The organism is Cellulomonas humilata (assembly GCF_013359775.1).
In the GTDB taxonomy this organism is placed as follows: Bacteria; Actinomycetota; Actinomycetes; order Actinomycetales; family Cellulomonadaceae; genus Cellulomonas; species Cellulomonas humilata.
In genome coordinates this window covers 41,158-59,236 of sequence record NZ_JABMCI010000063.1, presented here as the reverse complement: position 1 = coordinate 59,236, position 18,079 = coordinate 41,158, and the positions used below count along the sequence as shown (strand labels likewise).

20 protein-coding genes, 4 tRNA genes and 1 riboswitch are annotated in these 18,079 nt (G+C 71.1%); of the genes, 7 read left to right on the top strand and 17 right to left on the bottom strand.

The features are described 5' to 3' along the window. Positions 1-29: 29 nt before the first annotated feature. Positions 30-1,262 (top strand): kynureninase, encoded by a 1,233-nt coding sequence (gene kynU, locus HP550_RS10220; protein ID WP_175347580.1) that lies wholly within the window; start codon positions 30-32, stop codon positions 1,260-1,262. A gap of 1 nt (position 1,263) precedes the next feature. Here the strand turns inward: kynU and HP550_RS10215 are convergent, their stop codons facing one another. The 9 genes from HP550_RS10215 to HP550_RS10175 form a co-directional block, all read right to left on the bottom strand. Continuing rightward, entirely contained in the window at positions 1,264-1,893 is a 630-nt protein-coding gene (locus tag HP550_RS10215) for an NUDIX domain-containing protein (RefSeq protein WP_175347579.1), read from the bottom strand. Further along, positions 1,890-2,813: a pyridoxal 5'-phosphate synthase lyase subunit PdxS gene (gene pdxS, locus HP550_RS10210; RefSeq protein ID WP_175347578.1), complete on the bottom strand. Its 924-nt coding sequence runs from the start codon at positions 2,811-2,813 to the stop codon at positions 1,890-1,892. Before pdxS ends, HP550_RS10215 begins: the two co-directional genes overlap by 4 nt. A gap of 108 nt (positions 2,814-2,921) precedes the next feature. Then, positions 2,922-3,578, bottom strand: coding sequence for a hypothetical protein (locus HP550_RS10205; RefSeq protein WP_175347577.1), 657 nt, complete (start codon positions 3,576-3,578; stop codon positions 2,922-2,924). After that, on the bottom strand, positions 3,575-4,774 hold the full coding sequence (locus HP550_RS10200; protein WP_175347741.1) for a glycosyltransferase family 4 protein: 1,200 nt from the start codon (positions 4,772-4,774) through the stop codon (positions 3,575-3,577). The genes HP550_RS10205 and HP550_RS10200 overlap by 4 nt, the downstream gene beginning before the upstream one ends. Positions 4,775-4,797: 23 nt before the next feature. Then, a complete protein-coding gene (locus tag HP550_RS10195) occupies positions 4,798-5,760 on the bottom strand; it encodes a phosphatidylinositol mannoside acyltransferase (RefSeq protein ID WP_175347576.1) in 963 nt (320 codons plus the stop codon). Next, positions 5,757-6,371 (bottom strand): phosphatidylinositol phosphate synthase, encoded by a 615-nt coding sequence (gene pgsA, locus HP550_RS10190; RefSeq protein ID WP_175347575.1) that lies wholly within the window; start codon positions 6,369-6,371, stop codon positions 5,757-5,759. The genes HP550_RS10195 and pgsA overlap by 4 nt, the downstream gene beginning before the upstream one ends. 7 nt (positions 6,372-6,378) lie before the next feature. Beyond that, a complete protein-coding gene (locus HP550_RS10185; protein ID WP_343048102.1) occupies positions 6,379-6,939 on the bottom strand; it encodes an HIT family protein in 561 nt (186 codons plus the stop codon). Between the two features lie 3 nt (positions 6,940-6,942). After that, entirely contained in the window at positions 6,943-8,955 is a 2,013-nt protein-coding gene (thrS, locus tag HP550_RS10180; protein ID WP_175347574.1) for a threonine--tRNA ligase, read from the bottom strand. A 132-nt stretch (positions 8,956-9,087) separates the two neighbouring features. Beyond that, positions 9,088-9,160: transfer RNA gene (locus tag HP550_RS10175), tRNA-Val, on the bottom strand. A gap of 292 nt (positions 9,161-9,452) precedes the next feature. Between HP550_RS10175 and HP550_RS10170 the strand changes: the two genes are divergently transcribed. After that, positions 9,453-9,881, top strand: coding sequence for an SsgA family sporulation/cell division regulator (locus HP550_RS10170; RefSeq protein ID WP_175347573.1), 429 nt, complete (start codon positions 9,453-9,455; stop codon positions 9,879-9,881). A 61-nt stretch (positions 9,882-9,942) separates the two neighbouring features. Here the strand turns inward: HP550_RS10170 and HP550_RS10165 are convergent, their stop codons facing one another. Together HP550_RS10165 and HP550_RS10160 are read right to left on the bottom strand one after the other, a co-directional pair. After that, on the bottom strand, positions 9,943-10,806 hold the full coding sequence (locus HP550_RS10165; protein ID WP_175347572.1) for an aminotransferase class IV: 864 nt from the start codon (positions 10,804-10,806) through the stop codon (positions 9,943-9,945). Positions 10,807-10,810: 4 nt separating this feature from the next. After that, entirely contained in the window at positions 10,811-11,878 is a 1,068-nt protein-coding gene (locus HP550_RS10160) for a chorismate-binding protein (RefSeq protein WP_343048101.1), read from the bottom strand. Positions 11,879-12,024: 146 nt separating this feature from the next. Here HP550_RS10160 and HP550_RS10155 point away from each other — a divergent pair. The 3 genes from HP550_RS10155 (at position 12,025) to HP550_RS10145 (ending at position 12,341) form a co-directional block, all read left to right on the top strand. After that, positions 12,025-12,096 (top strand) — tRNA-Gly (locus tag HP550_RS10155). A gap of 55 nt (positions 12,097-12,151) precedes the next feature. Next, a tRNA-Cys gene (locus HP550_RS10150) sits at positions 12,152-12,222 on the top strand. Between the two features lie 44 nt (positions 12,223-12,266). Continuing rightward, positions 12,267-12,341, top strand: a tRNA-Val gene (locus tag HP550_RS10145). 353 nt (positions 12,342-12,694) lie between these two features. Here the strand turns inward: HP550_RS10145 and HP550_RS10140 are convergent. The 5 genes from HP550_RS10140 to HP550_RS10120 form a co-directional block, all read right to left on the bottom strand. Then, on the bottom strand, positions 12,695-13,009 hold the full coding sequence (locus HP550_RS10140; protein WP_175347570.1) for a hypothetical protein: 315 nt from the start codon (positions 13,007-13,009) through the stop codon (positions 12,695-12,697). Between the two features lie 370 nt (positions 13,010-13,379). Then, the gene (locus tag HP550_RS10135; RefSeq protein ID WP_175347569.1) at positions 13,380-13,517 is read right to left on the bottom strand and encodes a hypothetical protein; all 138 of its coding nucleotides are present in this window, start codon (positions 13,515-13,517) and stop codon (positions 13,380-13,382) included. A 289-nt stretch (positions 13,518-13,806) separates the two neighbouring features. Continuing rightward, positions 13,807-14,592, bottom strand: coding sequence for a C40 family peptidase (locus tag HP550_RS10130; protein ID WP_175347568.1), 786 nt, complete (start codon positions 14,590-14,592; stop codon positions 13,807-13,809). A 2-nt stretch (positions 14,593-14,594) separates the two neighbouring features. Beyond that, positions 14,595-14,743: riboswitch (cyclic di-AMP (ydaO/yuaA leader) on the bottom strand. 159 nt (positions 14,744-14,902) lie between these two features. Continuing rightward, positions 14,903-15,145, bottom strand: a complete 243-nt coding sequence (locus HP550_RS10125; RefSeq protein ID WP_425484437.1) for an SHOCT domain-containing protein — start codon at positions 15,143-15,145, stop codon at positions 14,903-14,905. Positions 15,146-15,261: 116 nt separating this feature from the next. Then, positions 15,262-15,738: a DUF305 domain-containing protein gene (locus HP550_RS10120; protein WP_246280755.1), complete on the bottom strand. Its 477-nt coding sequence runs from the start codon at positions 15,736-15,738 to the stop codon at positions 15,262-15,264. A gap of 273 nt (positions 15,739-16,011) precedes the next feature. Between HP550_RS10120 and HP550_RS10115 the strand changes: the two genes are divergently transcribed. Both HP550_RS10115 and HP550_RS10110 read left to right on the top strand, forming a co-directional pair. Beyond that, a complete protein-coding gene (locus HP550_RS10115) occupies positions 16,012-16,734 on the top strand; it encodes a response regulator (protein ID WP_425484436.1) in 723 nt (240 codons plus the stop codon). A gap of 143 nt (positions 16,735-16,877) precedes the next feature. Next, positions 16,878-17,849, top strand: a complete 972-nt coding sequence (locus HP550_RS10110) for a sensor histidine kinase (RefSeq protein WP_343048100.1) — start codon at positions 16,878-16,880, stop codon at positions 17,847-17,849. Here the strand turns inward: HP550_RS10110 and HP550_RS10105 are convergent. Then, positions 17,827-18,015, bottom strand: a complete 189-nt coding sequence (locus HP550_RS10105; protein ID WP_210767935.1) for a hypothetical protein — start codon at positions 18,013-18,015, stop codon at positions 17,827-17,829. The two genes, HP550_RS10110 and HP550_RS10105, sit on opposite strands and share 23 nt — an antisense overlap. Positions 18,016-18,079: the final 64 nt, after the last annotated feature.

Below are 18,079 nucleotides of genomic sequence, written 5' to 3'. Positions count from 1 at the left end.
GCGTCGGCCACGGCCGTAGGCTCACCGCCGTGATCCTCGACGACCTCGACGCGCGAGCCGCGGCGCTCGACGCCCGGCACGCGCAGACGGACCTGCGGGACCGGTTCCTGCTGCCCGACGGTGTGGTGTACCTCGACGGGAACTCCCTCGGGGCGCTGCCCGTGGGCGTGCCGGAGGCCATCGAGTCGGTGGTGCGCGAGCAGTGGGGCCGCGACCTGATCGGCTCGTGGAACACGCACGGCTGGTGGGACGCGCCCGTGCGGGTGGGTGACGCGATCGGGCGGCTGATCGGTGCCGCACCCGGCCAGGTGGTGGTCGGGGACTCCACCAGCGTCCGGCTGCACCAGTCGTTGCACGCGGCCGCCGCGCTCCGCCCGGGCCGGGGCGTCGTCCTCACGGAGCCGGGGTCGTTCCCCACCGACGAGTACGTGGTCGCCGGCGTCGCCGCCCAGGTCGGCTGGCGGGTCGAGCACGCGACCCCGGCCGAGATCCCCGCCCGTCTCGGGTCGGAGGTCGCCGTCGTCGTCCTGTCCCACGTGGACTACCGGACCGGGGAGCTGCTGGACCTACCCGGGATCACCGCGGCCGCGCACGACGCCGGCGCGCTCGTCGTCTGGGACCTGTGCCACTCCGCGGGCGCCCTGCCGGTCGGGCTCGACGCGCACGACGTCGACCTCGCGGTGGGCTGCGGCTACAAGTACCTCAACGGCGGACCCGGCGCCCCCGCGTACGGCTACGTCGCCGCCCGGCACCAGGACGCGTTCGTCAATGTCCTGCCGGGCTGGAACGGGCACGCGGAGCCGTTCGCGATGGCCGAGGGGTACGTGGGCGCCGCCGGCGTCGCGCGGGCCCGGATCGGGACTCCCCCGATGCTCTCGCTCCTGGCGCTCGAGGCGGCCCTCCGCGCCTTCGACGGCATGACCATCGAGGAGGTCCGCGCCCGGTCGTTGTCGCTCACGAGTTTCCTGCGCGACGCGATCGCCACGGTGGTCCCGGACGCCGACTTCGCGTCGCCGCAGGACGACCGGCGGCGCGGTTCACAGGTGGCTCTCCGCCATCCGGACGCCTACGGGATCGTGCAGGCGCTCGCGGCTCGCGGCGTGGTCGGCGACTTCCGGACCCCGGACCTCGTGCGACTGGGCGTCGCGGCGCCGTACCTGACCCACGCGGACCTCGTCGCTGCCGTGCGGGCGCTGCGCGAGGTGCTGCGGCACGACGAGCACCTCGACCCCGCCTGGACGACGCGGAACGTCGTCACCTGAGCTACTCGCGCGCCAGGCCGAGGTGTCGCGTCACGCCGTCCCACGCCGGCAGCAGCCCCCGGACGAGATCGACCAGCCGGTCGGGGAACACCTCGAGATCCACCAGGTCCAGGTCGTCGAGCGACCACCAGCGCAGCTCGTCGATGACGTCGAGCTCCAGCTCCGTCCAGCCGGCCCGGTCGACCGACTCGAACGCCGATGCGGGGACGCGAGCGAGGTAGAGGATCTCGTCCTGCCGGCAGTGCTCGGCGTAGAAGTCGAAGATCGCCGACCGCGTGAACACCGGACCGAGCACCTGCCCCGGGTCGAGCAGGATGCCGGTCTCCTCGCGGACCTCCCGCACGGCGGCCGACAGTGCGTCCTCGCCGTCGTCGATCCCGCCTCCGACCGTGAACCACCAGCTGCGGTCGGGCTGGTCGGCGTCGTGCCCGCGGATCAGGAGCACGCGGTCGTCCTCGTCGAGGAGGATCACGCGGGCCGCCTCGCGGAACAGCAGCCCGTCGTCGCCCCGCCGCCACTCCGTGCCGAGGGCGTGCACGGGACCGCCGCCGTCGGCGCTCGACCGGGAAGGGACGGCAGAGGCCGCGGACGAGTCGTCCGCGGCCTCCGGCCTGGCGTGGTCCTGCGTCACCAGCCGCGCTCAGCGAGGCGGTGCGGCTCCGGGACGTCCTCGACGTTGATGCCGACCATGGCCTCGCCCAGGCCGCGCGAGACCTTGGCGATGACGTCCGGGTCGTCGAAGAACGTGGTCGCCTTGACGATCGCCGCGGCACGCTCGGCCGGGTTGCCCGACTTGAAGATGCCGGAGCCGACGAACACGCCCTCAGCGCCGAGCTGCATCATCATCGCCGCGTCGGACGGGGTCGCGATGCCACCCGCGGTGAAGAGCACGACGGGGAGCTTGCCCGCCCGGGCGACCTCCTTGACCAGGTCGTACGGCGCCTGGAGCTCCTTGGCGGCGACGAACAGCTCGTCCTCCGGCAGCGAGGTCAGGCGACGGATCTGGTCGCGCAGCGTGCGCATGTGGGTGGTCGCGTTGGAGACGTCACCCGTGCCGGCCTCGCCCTTGGAGCGGATCATGGCCGCGCCCTCGGTGATGCGGCGCAGGGCCTCGCCCAGGTTGGTGGCTCCGCAGACGAAGGGCACGGTGAAGGCCCACTTGTCGATGTGGTGCGCGTAGTCGGCCGGGGTCAGCACCTCGGACTCGTCGATGTAGTCGACGCCGAGCGACTGGAGCACCTGCGCCTCGACGAAGTGTCCGATCCGGGCCTTCGCCATGACCGGGATGGAGACGGCCTCGATGATGCCGTCGATGAGGTCCGGGTCGCTCATCCGCGCGACGCCGCCCTGGGCGCGAATGTCGGCGGGGACGCGCTCGAGGGCCATCACGGCGACCGCTCCGGCGTCCTCGGCGATCTTCGCCTGCTCCGCGTTGACGACGTCCATGATGACGCCGCCCTTGAGCATCTCGGCCATCCCCCGCTTCACGCGGGCGGTGCCGATGACGCCGGCGTGCGTCGCGGTGGTGGGCTGGCTGTTCTCGCTGGTCACGTCGAGCCTCACAGATCGTGGTGCGGTCGGGGTGCGGCCGCCTCCTCGGAGGAACGGCGGCCTGATCGGTCAATCGTAGACCGTGCGTGACGCCCGTCCGGGCGCGTCTCAGCGCGGAGGGGTGGTCTCCGCGGAGCCGCTGCGCGCTCCGGGACGGCCCAGGTTCTCGGGCCACGCGTCGTCCATCTCGAAGCTGCTGGGCTCGGGTGCGTGCCCGGCCAGACGCAGCAGCCGGACCAGCGGCCCGCGCCGTGCCCGGGCGGTCTGGGCGACGGCCTCGTTGTGGAAGCGGCGCGCCAGCTGCACCCGGTACCAGGAGGACGCCAGCAGCCCGACCAGCTCGTCACCTGCCGGGTCGGCACGCAGCGCGGCCACCTCCTCGGGCTCGTCCATCGCCTCGCGCAGCGTGGCCGACAGCTCGCTCTCGATGCTCCCGCGATCCACCGCGAGCAGGGCGGCCCCGCCCACCGGGACGTCGTCCGGACCCACGAGGGCGAGCAGGTCGGCGGGCAGCTCGCTGGTGCCGGTCGACAGGGCGGCCCACGCCGCCTCACCGACGAGCACCGAGCTCACCGGGTCGAGCACGCCGGAGGTCGCGAGCTCCGCGGCCACCGTCGCACGCCGCACCAGCTGCGCGTCGAGCACCGCACGGGACGTCCCGACCTTGCGGTGCAGGCGGTCCAGCCGCGACGCCGCCACCCACACCCACCACAGGGCGAGCGCGACGACGATCGTGACGTAGACCGTGATCTCGGACCACCTCATCGGGACTCACCCCGACCCCGGCGGAGCTCGAGGAGACGCGCACCGCGCACCGACGACGGGTCCTCGCCGACGGGCGAGCGCCGGCCGGCGACGACCATCTCGTAGACGGCCAGCACCTGGTCGGTGACGGTCGCCCAGTCGTACTGCCGGACCACCTCGAGCGCGTGCGCGGAGACCGCGGCGCGCAGCTCCGGGTCGCGCAGCACGCGTACGAGGGTCCGTGCCAGGTCCTCGCTGTCCCCCGTGCGGAACAGGACGCCGGCCTCGCCGTCGTCGAGCACCCGCGAGAACGCCCCCAGGTCGCTGGCCACGACGGTGGCACCAGCGCTCATCGCCTCGACCAGGACGATGCCGAAGCTCTCACCACCCGTCTGCGGGCCGCAGTAGACGTCGACGGACGCGAGCAGGCTGGCCTTCTCGTCGTCGGAGATCCCGCCGAGGAACTCGACGGCCGCTGCTGCCTCCTCGCCCAGGAGCTCCCGCACCTCGTCGGGTCCGGTCTCGCCGCGACCGGCGACGAGGAACCGTGCGCCGGGGATCTCGGCGAGCACGCGCGGGACCGCCTCGAGCAGGACCGGCAGGCCCTTGCGCGCCTCGTCCAGACGCCCGAGGAACGCGATCGTGGGCCGCTCCGGAGAACCGGTCCAGCGCGGATCCGGCTGCGCCTGCGCGAACCCGTCGACATAGACGCCGTTCGGGATCACCACGGCGTCGCCGCCCATGTGCTCGACCAGCGTGCGGCGGGCGTCCTCCGACACGGCGATCCGGGCCGAGATCTTCTCCAGCGACTGCCGGACCAGCGGGTAGGCCATCTGGAGTGGGCGCGACCGGATCAGGGCCGTGTGGAACGTGGCGACGATCGGGCCGTCCGCGATCCACAGGGCGAGCATGCCGAGGCTGGGCGTGACCGGCTCGTGCAGGTGCAGCACGTCGAACTCCCCCGCCGCGAGCCACTTGCGGACACGCGCGGCGGTGACCGGCCCGAACGTCATGCGGGCGACCGCGCCGTTGTACCGGACCGGGATCGCGCGGCCGGCGGCTGTCATGTACTCCGGGATCGGCGTCTCGTCGTCGGCCGGCACCAGGACCGACACCTCGTGGCCGCGCGCGATGAGGGCCTCGGCCAGGTCCCGCACGTGGAACTGGACGCCACCCGGGACGTCGTAGGAGTACGGGCAGACGATGCCCACGCGCAGGGGGCGCTCCGCGCGGCGGGGGCTCACCTCGGGGTCCCCTGCGCGGCGAGCGTCTGCGCGTAGCGCTCCGGGTCCAGGTCGTCGACGAAGACCTTCTGGAGCATGTGCCAGTCCTGCGGCCGCTGTCGGACCCCGGCGGCGAACTCGTCCACCCACGCCTGCGTCATCGCACGCACCCGGTCGGCGCGCGGGACGTCCGTCGGCATGTGGATCGCCTTGTTGAACTGGATGACGATGCCCCAGGGCGACCCGGCGGCACGGCGCTGCGCCCCGCGGAGCCGCTCGTAGTAGATGACCGTGGTCACCAGGGGTGCACCGGTGGTGATCGCCAGCGCGGCCGGGCCGGCAGCGACGCGGGCGCGGTGCCCGAACAGGTCGACCTCCACGCCCTTGGACGTGAGGTCTCGGTCCGCGAGCAGCGGCAGGAGCCCGGCCCCCGCACGCGCCGCGCGCACCAGGCCACGGAACACGTCGCCCTCCCCCGTCAGGGCGAAGATCGTGATCCCGAGGCTCTCCCGGAACGCGACGAACTCCTGGAACAGCGCCTCGGGCTCGAGGCGCTCCGCGACGGTGGTCACCGGGGCGATCGCCCGCGCGCAGTAGGCGCCGGCGAGGTCCCAGTTGCCGGTGTGCCCGAGGGCGAGGACCACGGCCTGGTTCCCGTCGGTGAAGGCCCGCAGGTTCTCCATGCCGACGGCCCGCACGCGCGCGTCGACCTGCTCCCGGGACATCGTCGCCAGGGCGAACGCCTCGCCGAAGTAGCGCATGTACGAGCGCATGGCGGCGCGGCTGAGCCGACGCAACGCACGCGCGTCCAGCTCGGGGCGCACGCGTCCGAGGTTCTTCTCCAGCTGCCGGACACCGCCGCCGCGGCGCAGCCACGCACCGTCCGCCGCAAGGTCGCACAGACCGCGGAGCACCGGCCCGGGCAGGCGGCCGGCCACCTTCCACGCGAACGCGTAGGCGCGGGCGACATCCACCTTCACTCGGACACCTGCGTCGCGGCCTGGCGGTACACCTTGCTCATCCGCTGCACGACCGTCACGGCCGACGCCAGCGCCAGCAGGGCGAGCACGACGGTGAGGACGACGTCGGGTGCGCCGAAACCGACCGCCGCGGTCGCCACGAGGACGAGCAGGAGCCGGTCGGCGCGCTCCGCGATGCCACCGGACGCGGTCATGCCCAGACCCTCCGCCCGCGCCCGGGCGTACGGGACGATCGAGCCGAGCACCAGGCACGCGAGGGCCAGGACCGCGGTGACCCGGTCGTCCCCGCCGGCGGTGAACCACAGGACGAGCCCGGCGAAGATCGCGCCATCGCCGAACCGGTCGAGGGTCGAGTCGAGGAAGGCTCCCCACGGCCCGGACCGGCCGGCCTGTCGCGCCATCACGCCGTCGAGCGAGTCGGTGAGCACGAAGACCCCGATGACCAGGGCGCCGACGAGCAGGTGTCCGGTGGGGAACGCCCACAACGCGGTGACGACCACGACGAGGGTTCCCCCGACGGTCACCGCGTCCGGTGAGACGCCCAGCCGCAGGAGCGCCCTGGCGACCGGGGTGAAGAAGCGCGTCATGGCACCGCGCAGTCCGTTCAGCACGTGCCGATCATCCCTTCGATGCGGTCGGCCAGGCGGCCGCCAGCCGTGCCCGCGTGTCGCCGAGCAGCTCGGGCAGCGCACGGCTGCGGCCGACGATCGGCAGGAAGTTGGAGTCCCCACCCCACCGGGGCACCAGGTGCTGGTGGAGATGGGCTGCGATCCCGGCGCCGGCGACGTCGCCCTGGTTCATGCCCACGTTGAAGCCCTGCGGTGCCGACACCTCGCGCACGACACCCATCGCCGTCCGGGTGAGCGACGCGACGTCGGCCACCTCCGGCTCGGTCAGCTCGGTGTAGTCGGCGACGTGCCGGTACGGGCAGACGAGCAGGTGGCCGGAGTTGTACGGGTAGAGGTTGAGCACCACGTAGGCGACCGTCCCGCGCGCGACGATGAGGCCGTCCTCGTCGGAGAGCGTCGGGATGCGGCAGAACGGGCACCCCTGGCCGGCCTCGCGGTCGGTCGGCTTGTCCTGGCCCCCGAGGTACGCCATGCGGTGCGGGGTCCACAGCCGCTCGAAGCCGTCCGGCACGCCGGCGAAGTGGTCAGCGGGCTCGGCGTCGTCGTGCACGACTCAGACCTGCACGCGGTCACGCACCGCCGTGACGATCCGCTCGATCGCCTCGGCCACGGGCACACCGTTGTCCTGACGTCCGTCGCGGTACCGGAACGACACCGCCCCGGCCTCGGCGTCCTCGCCGCCGGCGATGAGCACGAACGGGATCTTCTGCGTGCTGGCGTTGCGGATCTTCTTGCCGAACCGGTCGTCGGAACGGTCCACCTCGGCCCGGATCCCCTGCGCCCGCAGCTGGCGCACCACGTCGTCGAGGTACCCCTCGAACGGCTCGGCGACCGGCACGGCGAGCACCTGCACGGGCGCCAGCCACGCGGGGAACGCCCCGGCGTAGTGCTCGGTGAGCACCGCGAAGAACCGCTCGATCGACCCGAACAGCGCGCGGTGGATCATCACGGGCCGCTGGCGGGTGCCGTCGGACGCGGTGTACTCGAGCTCGAACCGCTCCGGCAGGTTGAAGTCCAGCTGGATGGTCGACATCTGCCAGGTGCGGCCCAGGGCGTCCTTGGCCTGCACGGAGATCTTGGGGCCGTAGAACGCGGCGCCGCCCGGGTCCGGGACCAGGTCGAGCCCGGACGCCTCGGCCACCTGGCGCAGCGTCTCGGTGGCCTCCTCCCAGACGACGTCGGAGCCGACCGACTTCTCCGGGTTCTTGGTCGAGAGCTCCAGGTAGAAGTCGTTCAGCCCGTAGTCCTTGAGCAGGTCGAGGACGAAGGTCAGCAGGCTGCTCAGCTCGTCCTTCATCTGCTCGCGGGTGCAGTAGATGTGCGCGTCGTCCTGCGTGAACCCGCGCGCGCGAGTCATGCCGTGCACCACACCAGACTTCTCGTAGCGGTAGACGGTGCCGAACTCGAAGAGCCGCAGCGGCAGCTCCCGGTACGAGCGCCCGCGCGCCGCGAAGATCAGGTTGTGCATCGGGCAGTTCATGGGCTTGAGGTAGTAGTTCTGGCCCTGCTTGCGGATGTTGCCCTCGGCGTCGCGCTCCTCGTCCAGGGTCATCGGCGGGTACATGCCCTCGGAGTACCAGTCGAGGTGCCCCGAGATCTGGAACAGCTGCTCCTTGGTGATGTGCGGGGTGTTGACGAACGAGTAGCCCGCCTCCACGTGCCGCTTGCGGGAGTAGTGCTCCATCTCCATGCGGATGATGCCGCCCTTGGGGTGGAACACGGCCAGCCCGGAGCCGATCTCCTCGGGGAAGGAGAACAGGTCGAGCTCGTTGCCCAGCTTGCGGTGGTCGCGACGCTCGGCCTCGGCGATGCGCTCGAGGTAGGCACGCAGCTCGTCCTTGGTGGGCCAGGCGGTGCCGTAGACGCGCTGGAGCTGCGGGTTCTTCTCGGACCCGCGCCAGTACGCGGCCGCCGAGCGGGTCAGCTGGAAGCCGTTGCCCAGCAGGCGGGTGCTCGGGACGTGCGGCCCGCGGCACAGGTCCTGCCAGACGACCGCCTCGCTCTCACGGCCGGCACCACGCACGTTCTGGTAGATGCTCAGGCCGCCGAGGCCGACCTCGACGGACGCACCGTCGGCAGCCGTCGGATCGCCCTTGAGGCCGATGAGCTCCAGCTTGTACGGCTCGTCGCGCAGCTCGGCGCGCGCCTCCTGCTCGGTGACGTCCCACCGCCGGAAGGTCTGGCCCTCCTTGACGATCCGGCCCATGACCTTCTCGATCGCCTTGAGGTCCTCCGGCGTGAACGGGACGTCCACGTCGAAGTCGTAGTAGAAGCCGTCGGTGATCGGCGGGCCGATGCCGAGCCGCGCCTTCGGGTTGACCTCTTGCACGGCCTGCGCCAGCACGTGCGCGGCCGAGTGCCGCAGCACCGCGAGACCGTCCGGCTCCTCGATGGTCACGGCCTCGACGACCGATCCGCCGGCCAGCGGGAGGTGCAGGTCGCGCAGCTCGCCGTCCACGCGGACGACGACGACGTCGCGGCGGGCCGCGTACAGGTCCGTACCCGTCGTCCCCGGCTCCACCGTGGTCGCGATCCCGTCGACGGTGAGGGTGATGAGCTCGGGCACCGGTACAGCCTCCTTCGTGGCCGCTCGCCCTGGCGGCGAGCCCCTCGATGCTACCGGCGGGCTCGCCACCCGCCGGACCTCATATGCATGACAGAAGGGGCCGGCCCGCTGGGCCGACCCCTTCTGTTCGAGTGGGCGATACCGGACTCGAACCGATGACCTCCTCGGTGTGAACGAGGCGCTCTACCAACTGAGCCAATCGCCCGTCGTCGCAGGTGGCGCCTTCCCCGCGACACGCCGGTACGGGAAGACGACGCACACCCGCAGGTGACATCGAGAAGGATGTTACCCGGCAGGGGCGTAGAATCTGAAACGAGCCACGATGCAGGTCGTGGCACTGGCGTCAAGAGGGTGCGCCGTCGCCAAGATGGGTGCTGTCACCCGGCATCTTCATTCACTCGCGCGTCCCTCCGGGTGAACTCGCAGCGCCTACCGGTCCAATCGGGCATCTGGCCTGCCATGATGGGACCTCCAGCCCTTGCGAACAGGAGGACCCGATGACGAGCTCGACTTACGACGTCGTCGAGGTCGTCGCCATGCAGCTCATCGGGTCCGACGCCAGCGTCATCCCCGTGAGCGCCGAGTTCTCCTTCAGAACCTCTGATCCGTACACGGTGCGCGCGGTCTTCACCGGCCCGCACACCATGTCGACCTGGCTGATCGGCCGCGAGCTCCTCTCTCTGGGGATGCACGCGACGGCCGATGCCCCCGCCGGGACAGGTGACGTGCAGGTGTGGCGTGACGAAGACCCCGACTACACGCTCGTGTCGCTCAGTGGAGTCGAGGGCAGCGCGCTGCTCGCCGCTCCCACCGAGCCCATCGAGAGGTTCCTCGCCGGGACCGAGGCCCTCGTGCCTCTAGGCACCGAGAGCGACCGGATGGAAGGCGAGATCACGGCGCTGATCGCCGCTCTCCTGACTGCCTGACCACACACTCACGACGGCCGGTTCCGCTCTCGCGGGACCGGCCTTCGCATGTCCGGACCTGTCAGGGGTCGAGGTCGTCCGCCAACCTCGCCTGGAACAGCCGCTGCGCCTGCATCGAGAGCGGGCCGACGACGACGTCCGAGCCATCGAGGCTCGCCACGGGCGACACGTTGCGGATGGAACCGCTCATCGTCAGGTGGGCCGTCCCGCCGGTGACCTCGTCGAGCACCTCGTAACGGAGCTCCCCCGCCGCAGCCTCCCGGACGGGGAGGCCTGCCTCGGCGGACCACTCGAGCAGAAGCTCGCGCGTGATGCCGGCGAGGCAGCCGCTGGACAGCGGCGGGGTGACCAGCTCGCCGCCGCGCTCGACGAAGACGTTGGATGCCGTGCCCTCGCACAGCTCCCCGACGGTGTTCGCCAGCAGAGCCTCGTCGGCGCCCTGCCGGTAGGCCTCGGCCACGGCGACGACGTTCTCCGCGTACGACGTCGTCTTGAGGCCGGCGACAGCCGACCGCTCGTTGCGGACCCACGGCACCCGCACCACCCGCGACACCTCGGACCGCGCACCCGGCCCCGCGAGCACGAGCAAGCTCTGGCGCTGGTCCTCGGGAGCGAACCGGTAGGAGCCCAGCGGGCCTGGCCCACCCGTGAGCGTGATCCGCAGCCGCCCGGTGTCCGGTCCGGCCGCGGCGAGCACCGCCGCGACACCCTCGCGGACGGCGTCCTCGTCAGGTTCACCCAGTCCGATGCCCAGCGCGGACCGCCTCAGGCGACGCAGGTGCCGGGTCAGCGCGAACGCCGTGCCGTCGTACACCGCGCAGGTCTCGAACACGCCGTCGCCGACTGTCAGCCCGTGGTCGATGCCCGACAGGAGGAGGTCCTCCGGACCGTGCAGACGACCGTTCGACCAGATCACGACACCCATCCGGTCAGTCTGTCATCGGCGCGACCTCGGCGCCGGAGGCGAGCGCCACCAGCCGCGCGGCCTTGAGCTCGGTCTCGGCCCACTCGGCCTGCGCGTCGCTCCCCCACGTGATCCCGGCGCCCGTGCCGAACCGCAGCACGCCGTCGTGCCACCAGAACGTGCGGATGCCGACGGCCAGCTCCGCGCGCACCGATCCGTCGGCCCGGACCTCGATCCAGCCGACCGCACCGCAGTACGGCCCGCGCGGGACGGTCTCCAGCGCGGCGATGATGTCGAGCGCCGACGACTTGGGGGCGCCCGACACCGACCCCGGCGGGTAGGTGGCATCGAGAAGCCGCGCCCAGAGGTCAGGAGCGTGGGCGACGTCGTCGGCAAGGACGCCCTGCACCGTGCTCACCAGGTGGACCAGGCCGGGGTGACGTTCCTCACCCAGCAGCGTCGTGACCTCGACCGTGCCCGGCACGCACACGCGCTGCAGGTCGTTGCGCACGAGGTCCGTGATCATGACGTTCTCCGCGCGGTCCTTGTCCGTCATCGCGTCCGCGGTGACCGCCGTGCCCTTGATCGGGCCGGACGTCACGATGCCGTCCTCGACCCGGAGGAACAGCTCGGGCGACGCGGAGACCACCCACACCTCCCCCGGCACGTGGATGCCGCCCGCGTACGGCGCGGGATTGCCGGCCGCGAGCACGGCGCCGAGCGCCCGCCCGTCGGGCTCGTCGTGGACCGGCGCGCTGAGGACCCGGCAGAGATTCGCCTGGTAGACGTCCCCTTCCTGGATGTGCTCCCGCACGCGGTCCACCGCCGAGACGTATGCGGCACGGTCCAGCGACGACGTCCAGGCCCCGGCGTCCGGCCCTCTCCACGGGCCCGTCGGCGACGGGGCCCCGGTGCTCGTCCGGGCGAACCGCCAGGCCCGGACGCGCCCCTCGAAGTCCCCGACCACCGCCCACCAGCCCGGCTCCGCAAGCCGCTCGGGCTCGGTCCGCACGTCCACGACCTCGACGACCCCGGCCGCCTCGACGCCGCGGAACCACGCGACGCCACGGGGGCTGGAGGTCTGCTCGGGCACCCGCACACGCTACCGACCGGCACCACGACGACCCGTGATCCGCACGATCACCCGGCTGCCGCGAGCCAGTTGGACTCTCGCGGAGATCGTCAGTTAGAGTTCGGGACGCACACGGAACACCGGTGAAAGCCGGGGAGACGTGCTGTGCGGACGTGGCTCAGTGGTAGAGCATCACCTTGCCAAGGTGAGGGTCGCGGGTTCGAATCCCGTCGTCCGCTCGGAGGCAGACACTCCTGATCGGCTGACCGCAGCCGCTGAGGACTGCGGTCTCAGGGTGGAGTGGCCGAGTGGCGAGGCAGCGGCCTGCAAAGCCGTATACGTGGGTTCGAATCCCATCTCCACCTCGTAACAGCTTCTTGATCGTCGAGCATGACCCGGCTTCATCCCCGGGCGATTGGCGCAGCGGTAGCGCGCTTCCCTGACACGGAAGAGGTCACTGGTTCGATCCCAGTATCGCCCACCATCATGACCGCAGGCCAGAGGGCCGTTTCCGGATCATCGGAACGGCCCTCAGTCATGCGTACGCCAACTGCGTACGCCAACCAGGTCTCCAGCTGGCGTACGCAGCGGGCCGATGGACGGACGCGGACGGCGCAGATCGACGGTGCCTGCTACTTCGGGCCGATCGGAGCCTGCCGTCTCGTAGCTACCTCGAAGCTTCCTGGAGCACGGGGAGCGCAAGACGGTCCGGCGTTCGGTCGACGACGGCTGAAGTCTGAGCAGGTATCGACTGAGAACTGAGCACCTGCCCCCTGCGATTGAGGGGTGATCCGCGCTGTGCGGTCTGGGTGGTCGTGCTGACGAGGGGTCGATCGGTCAGGCTCGAGCTCGGACCGCTGCCTCGACCGTTGTGCCCCCGATGCGGTGCACCGCCAGATCGCGGGCAACTAGCTCAACGACGCACTCCTTGAGTGGAAGGAGGTAGTGCGTGAGGCTCTCGAAGCGCGCGGCGCTGTGCATGGGATGGACCCGGTTCTGCAGCTCCAGCCCGGCGATGAGTTCGCTGTCATGGACGATGCCCAACCACAGCAGATCTTGTAGGCCCCTGATCCAGAGCCGATGCCCGCTGATCGCCTCGTCGTTCGGCGGTGCCATCGACGCGAACTGACAACCCGTCCACTCCATGACCACGCAGCGTTCGTCGGGTCGTCGGGGTGGGCATTCAGCGCCAGCGTTGACGGAGCGGCCTTGGGCTCGTGTAGCAACCCGTTCCAGTTCGGGGACGTCCGTCGGAGTCCGTTGGGAGTCGCCCACCGGCGTGACCAGCGCAGACGGTCGTCTGAGAACGCCAGCGAACGTCGTTCTTCTGCCTGACACCCAGGAGGTCGTCGTCAGGTGACGCTCGCGAGCGACACGATGCTGGCCTGATCCCCCGCGGGCATCCGGAGAACACGCAGCGCCCTGCTGATGAACCCGGGTCGGCGAGGGATCGCCAGCGGCGGCTCCCCCGACCATCACTCGACCACTCGACCTCGTCAGTCGGGAGTTCGCCGCAGGGCCACTAGGACGACGACTGACCGGTGCGACCGGGTGTCTTCTCGATGACGTGCTGCACGAGGGCGGTGGGCAGGGGCTCGAATCCTGGGCCGCCGTGCGCGAGCCAGGCTGCCAGGGCCCCGGTCAGGTCGTCCCCTGCCACGCGCTCGAGCCACACCGGCCGATGGGGTCGGCGCTGTGCGGATCGTCCAGAGCGGGCGACGATGACGTCACCTCGGTTGCACTCGTCGAGGCACTCGGCCAGCGTGATGCGGGCAGTGCCGTCCGCCTCGAGCTCGCGCAGACGCGCAAGCTGCCCGCCCGCACGCGCGTCGGAGGCGCCGAGGGTCTCCCCTGCACAGAGCGAGCACACCGTCAGGCGCGCTGTACGAGGAGTTGCGCCTTCGAGCTCGCCAGGAGGTGGAGCGTCGAGATGTCTGGACAACCGGCGCTCAGCCCACCCGGATGAAGATGGGGCTCGACTGCCAGATCTCCCTGATCTGGATCGTCTTGCCAGGTCGAGGGGCGTCCACCTGGAGGCCATTACCCGCGTAGATGGCGATGTGCCCCGGGGACCAGATCAGGTCGCCGGGCAGCGCGTCCGCGCGGGAGACGACCGTTCCGACGTTGCGCTGCGCAGACGACGTGCGAGGCAGGGAGATCCCGACCTGGGCGAAGACGTAGGACGTGAAGCCCGAGCAGTCGAAGCCGTTGGGTGTGGTGCCGCCGTAGACGTAGGGCACACCGACGTACCGTGCTGCGATCTCGACGATCGCGTTGCCGTTGGCGCTCGCTGGCACGGCGACGGTCGGCTCGGCCGTTGCCGTTGCCGTTGCCGTCGCGGTTGCGGCCGGTGCGGCCCCGCGCGCACGAGACCGAGACGCGGTGACGACCGGCTCCGGCTCCGGCTCGGGGGCCGGCGCAACGGCGGTCACGGCGGGCGCTTCAAACGTCCATTCGACGTTCGAGGGTGCGACCACCTGCTGCTCAAGAACCGCCCGAGCGCCCTGGGTCAGTCGCGCGGTGTCCACCGAGCCGGTGAGCGCGGTCGATTCCGTGATGGGCGCCGCGAAGGCTGGGGTGCCGGACATCGACATGACCAGACCGGAGGTGATGACGGCGGCTGCGGACCGCTTCCCGGCAGCCGCCATGCCGTCGGCGGAGGCCGAGGCGAGGTCGTCGAGCGCGGTCAGGGGGCGGCGAGCGGCGCGGTGGCGCGCGAGGGGGCGTGCGGGCATGAAGGTCCTCCCGGACGCCTGCGAGGTGAGCTGTCGGGTTCGGGAGAGAGTCGCCCGGCCAGTGGTGCTGGCTTCACCCCAAGGACGCTGCTGCAGCGTCCACGATCCTGGTTCCCCCGTCCCTGCCATCGATGATCTGCGGAGTCTTCGGGCGGTGGCAGGGCTCGGCGCCCGCCAGAAGACCGTGCCGGGGTGCCCCGGCACCGACGATGGTAGGCATCGAACTGGTCGCCGCCGGCCTCCACCTGCGCGACTTCATGGAACCTTCATGAGAGCCCGGGCACTGGAGACCGAGCGCAGACGTCAGCGCTCACTCATCGCGCGGTTGTCGCGGTTCGCCTCGTGTGCCGTGCAGCGTGTCCCGCCGGCGCGTGAACTCGAGCTCGTCGATCTCGCCGCGAGCGAACCGGTCCGCGAGCACGCTGTCAGGACTCGGGAGTGTCCGATCGCCGGCGCCTGGTGCCTGCTGGCCGCTCGAAGCGTTGCGCACGATCCAGACGATGAGGGCTGCGACGAGCCCCCAGAAGACGAGCATCATCAGCGCCATGGTCACCCAGCCGCCGGCCCCCCATCCGCCGTGTCCCCACCACATCATGACGAGCCACCTCCTGCGTTGACGCTGCGCCGAGACTCAGGGGTGGCGTAGGGGCGAACGTCCCGACCACTCACTCAGAGACCCGCGAGCAGGTTCTGCATCTCCGTGATCTCCGCCGTCTGGGCGTCGATGATCGTTCCCGCGAGGGCCATGGTGTCGGGGTTCATGCCGTCGGCCTTCTCCTGCTCGGACATCTCGATGGCGCCACGGTGGTGCGCCACCATGCGCTCGAGGAAGATCCGGTCGAACTCCGCCCCGTCCAGATCGTCGAGCTCGCCCATCACCTCGTCCTGGCTCATGCCGTCCATGTCCATCCCACCCATGTCCATGTTGTCCATGTCCATGTCGTGCGACGTCTCCTCGTCCCAGTCGTCGAGCCAGCCGGTCATGAGCTCGATCTCCGGCCCCTGGGCGCTACGGATGCGCTCGGCCAGTGCGCGGACCTCGGGGCTGGATGCTCGGGCGATGGCGACCTCGGCCATCTCGATGGCTCCTTGGTGGTGCATGACCATGAGCTGCGCGAACTGCGTGTCGGCATCGTTGTGAGTCATCGAGGTGGTCTGCGTGTCTTGTTCCGAGGTGGGCGCCTCACCAGCGTCGGCAGCGCCCGAGCATGCGGCAAGGGCCATCGCGAAGGCGGCCGCAGCAACGGAGGCGGTCAGACGGCGGCGCATCGGGTTCATCGGTCAGGTCTCCCTCGAGCAGTCACGTCGGTCACAAGCCCTGTTCACCCTGCCTCGTGATCCCCGCAGAGCCGGTCGTCATCGCATCAAGGTTTGATGAAGGTCGACGCCCGACGGGGTTGGTCCGTGACAATGGGCCGGGTGAGCAGCCCTGCACCGGGTGCGGCAGGTCGCCGCGCGGTCGTCGTCGACGACGAGGAACCCCTGGCCAACGTCATCGCCGGCTATCTGGAGCGCGACGGCTTCGAGGTCCACCAGGTCCACGACGGAGCGGAAGCGATCCCGCTCCTTCGGGAGGTCGACCCGGACCTGGTCGTGCTCGACCTTGGGCTGCCCGGTCTGGATGGGGTCGAGGTGTGCCGGCAGCTGCGTTCGTTCTCGGACTGCTACGTGATCATGCTGACCGCGCGTGCCAAGGAGGTCGACACTCTCAGGGGTCTTCGGGTCGGCGCGGACGACTACATGACGAAGCCCTTCAGCCCGCGCGAGCTCGTCGCGCGTGCCAACACCCTCCTGCGGAGGCCGCGACGCGTTCCGGCGCCCGAAGCCGAGCCCTCGGCGGTCTTCGAGGTCGGGACGCTCACCGTCGATCCGCAGAGCCGGGAGGTCCGCGTGGACGGTGATGTGGTCTCGCTGACGCGCACGGAGTTCGACGTCCTTGCCGCGCTCGCGCGTCGACCGAGCACTGTGCTAACCCGGAGGGCGCTGATCGACGACGTGTGGGGTCCAGGGTGGGTGGGTGACGAGCACCTGGTGGACGTGCACGTCCTGCACGTCCGCAAGAAGCTGGGCGCCCAGGCCGAGCGAGAGCGCTTCATCCGCACCGTCCGTGGCGTTGGCTACTGCATCGGTGCCGGCACATGACGGACCCGGGGCAGCGCCGGTCGGCTCGGTGGAGCCTGGCCACCCGGCTCCGCGTCGGCGCCGTGCTCGTTCTCGCGGTCGGCGCGCTGACGGCCACGGCCATCGCCGCGCTCGTCGGCCCCCCGCTCTTCCACGAGCACCTGATGCACGCCGACCTGCGGGATCGCGATCAGGCGATCCTGCACGCCGAGGAAGCCTTCCGGTACTCCAGCGCCATCGCGTTGGCCTGCGCTATCGGTGCCGCTGCGCTCGCGTCTCTTGCTGTGAGCATGGTGTTCACGCGCCGGATCGGTCGGTCGCTGTCCTCGCTGTCGGAGGCGGCGACGCGCGTCGGCTCAGGTCGGTATGACGCCCGCGTGGCTGCACCCCAGATGGGACCGGAGCTCGATGAGGTCGCCGCCTCGTTCAACCACATGGCGGAGCAGCTGCAGGGCAGCGATCGACTTCGCGAACGCCTGCTCGCTGACGTCGCGCACGAGGTCCGCACACCCGTCGCGACGATCGCCGCGTACCTCGAAGCGGTCGAGGACGGGGTTCGCCCCTTCGACTCGACGACGATCGAGCTGCTCCGCGAGCAAGCGCTGCGCTTGACCCGGATCTCGGAGGACTTGGCCGCCGTGACCCAGGCTGAGAGCGGCGAGCTGCCGCTCGCGGTCTGTGCCACGGCTCCGGCCGATCTCGTCACCTCCGCCATCGGCGCCGGCCAGACGAGGGCCGCGGCCGGCGGGGTCCACCTCGACGGGGAGGTGCAAGAGCACCTCCCGACTCTGCAGGTGGATCCGCTGCGGATGGGCCAGGTCCTCGACAACCTGGTGAGCAATGCCATCCGGCACACGCCTCCGGGCGGACGGGTCATGGTCACGGCCTCGCGAACGTCCCGCGGGTCCGTCCGCTTCAGCGTGACCGACACGGGCGACGGCATAGCGGCCGAACACCTCCCTCACGTGTTCGAGCGCTTCTACCGGGTCGACACCGCGCGCGATCGGGGGCACGGGGGCTCGGGGATCGGCTTGGCGATCTCGCTCGCCCTCGCGCACGCCCACGGGGGCACGATCACCGCCACGAGCCCGGGGCCGGGCAAGGGCAGCACCTTCACCGTGCTCTGCCCCCACTGACCTCCTCCAGCACGGGCGTCGGAGTCAGGTCCTGAGGGTCCTCCCCCGCAGGGAGCCGCAGCCGCTTGAGCAGCAGGACGTTGACCGCGACGATCACAGAAGACCCGGACATCGACAGCGCGGCGATCTCCGGGCTCAGCGACACGCCCAGCGACAGGTACAGCACGCCGGCGGCGATAGGCAGCGCGAGGCCCCCTGCATCGCGTAAACGTCAGCGAGTCTGGTGATCT

What these genes read in the sequence shown, in the direction of transcription:
- HP550_RS10110 (WP_343048100.1), top strand. Translation starts at nt 16,878, where the DNA reads ATGCACGCCGACCTGCGGGATCGCGATCAGGCGATCCTGCACGCCGAG.
- HP550_RS10120 (WP_246280755.1), bottom strand. Translation starts at nt 15,738, where the DNA reads ATGACTCACAACGATGCCGACACGCAGTTCGCGCAGCTCATGGTCATG.
- HP550_RS10165 (WP_175347572.1), bottom strand. Translation starts at nt 10,806, where the DNA reads ATGGGTGTCGTGATCTGGTCGAACGGTCGTCTGCACGGTCCGGAGGAC.
- HP550_RS10170 (WP_175347573.1), top strand. Translation starts at nt 9,453, where the DNA reads ATGACGAGCTCGACTTACGACGTCGTCGAGGTCGTCGCCATGCAGCTC.
- HP550_RS10130 (WP_175347568.1), bottom strand. Translation starts at nt 14,592, where the DNA reads ATGCCCGCACGCCCCCTCGCGCGCCACCGCGCCGCTCGCCGCCCCCTG.
- HP550_RS10205 (WP_175347577.1), bottom strand. Translation starts at nt 3,578, where the DNA reads ATGAGGTGGTCCGAGATCACGGTCTACGTCACGATCGTCGTCGCGCTC.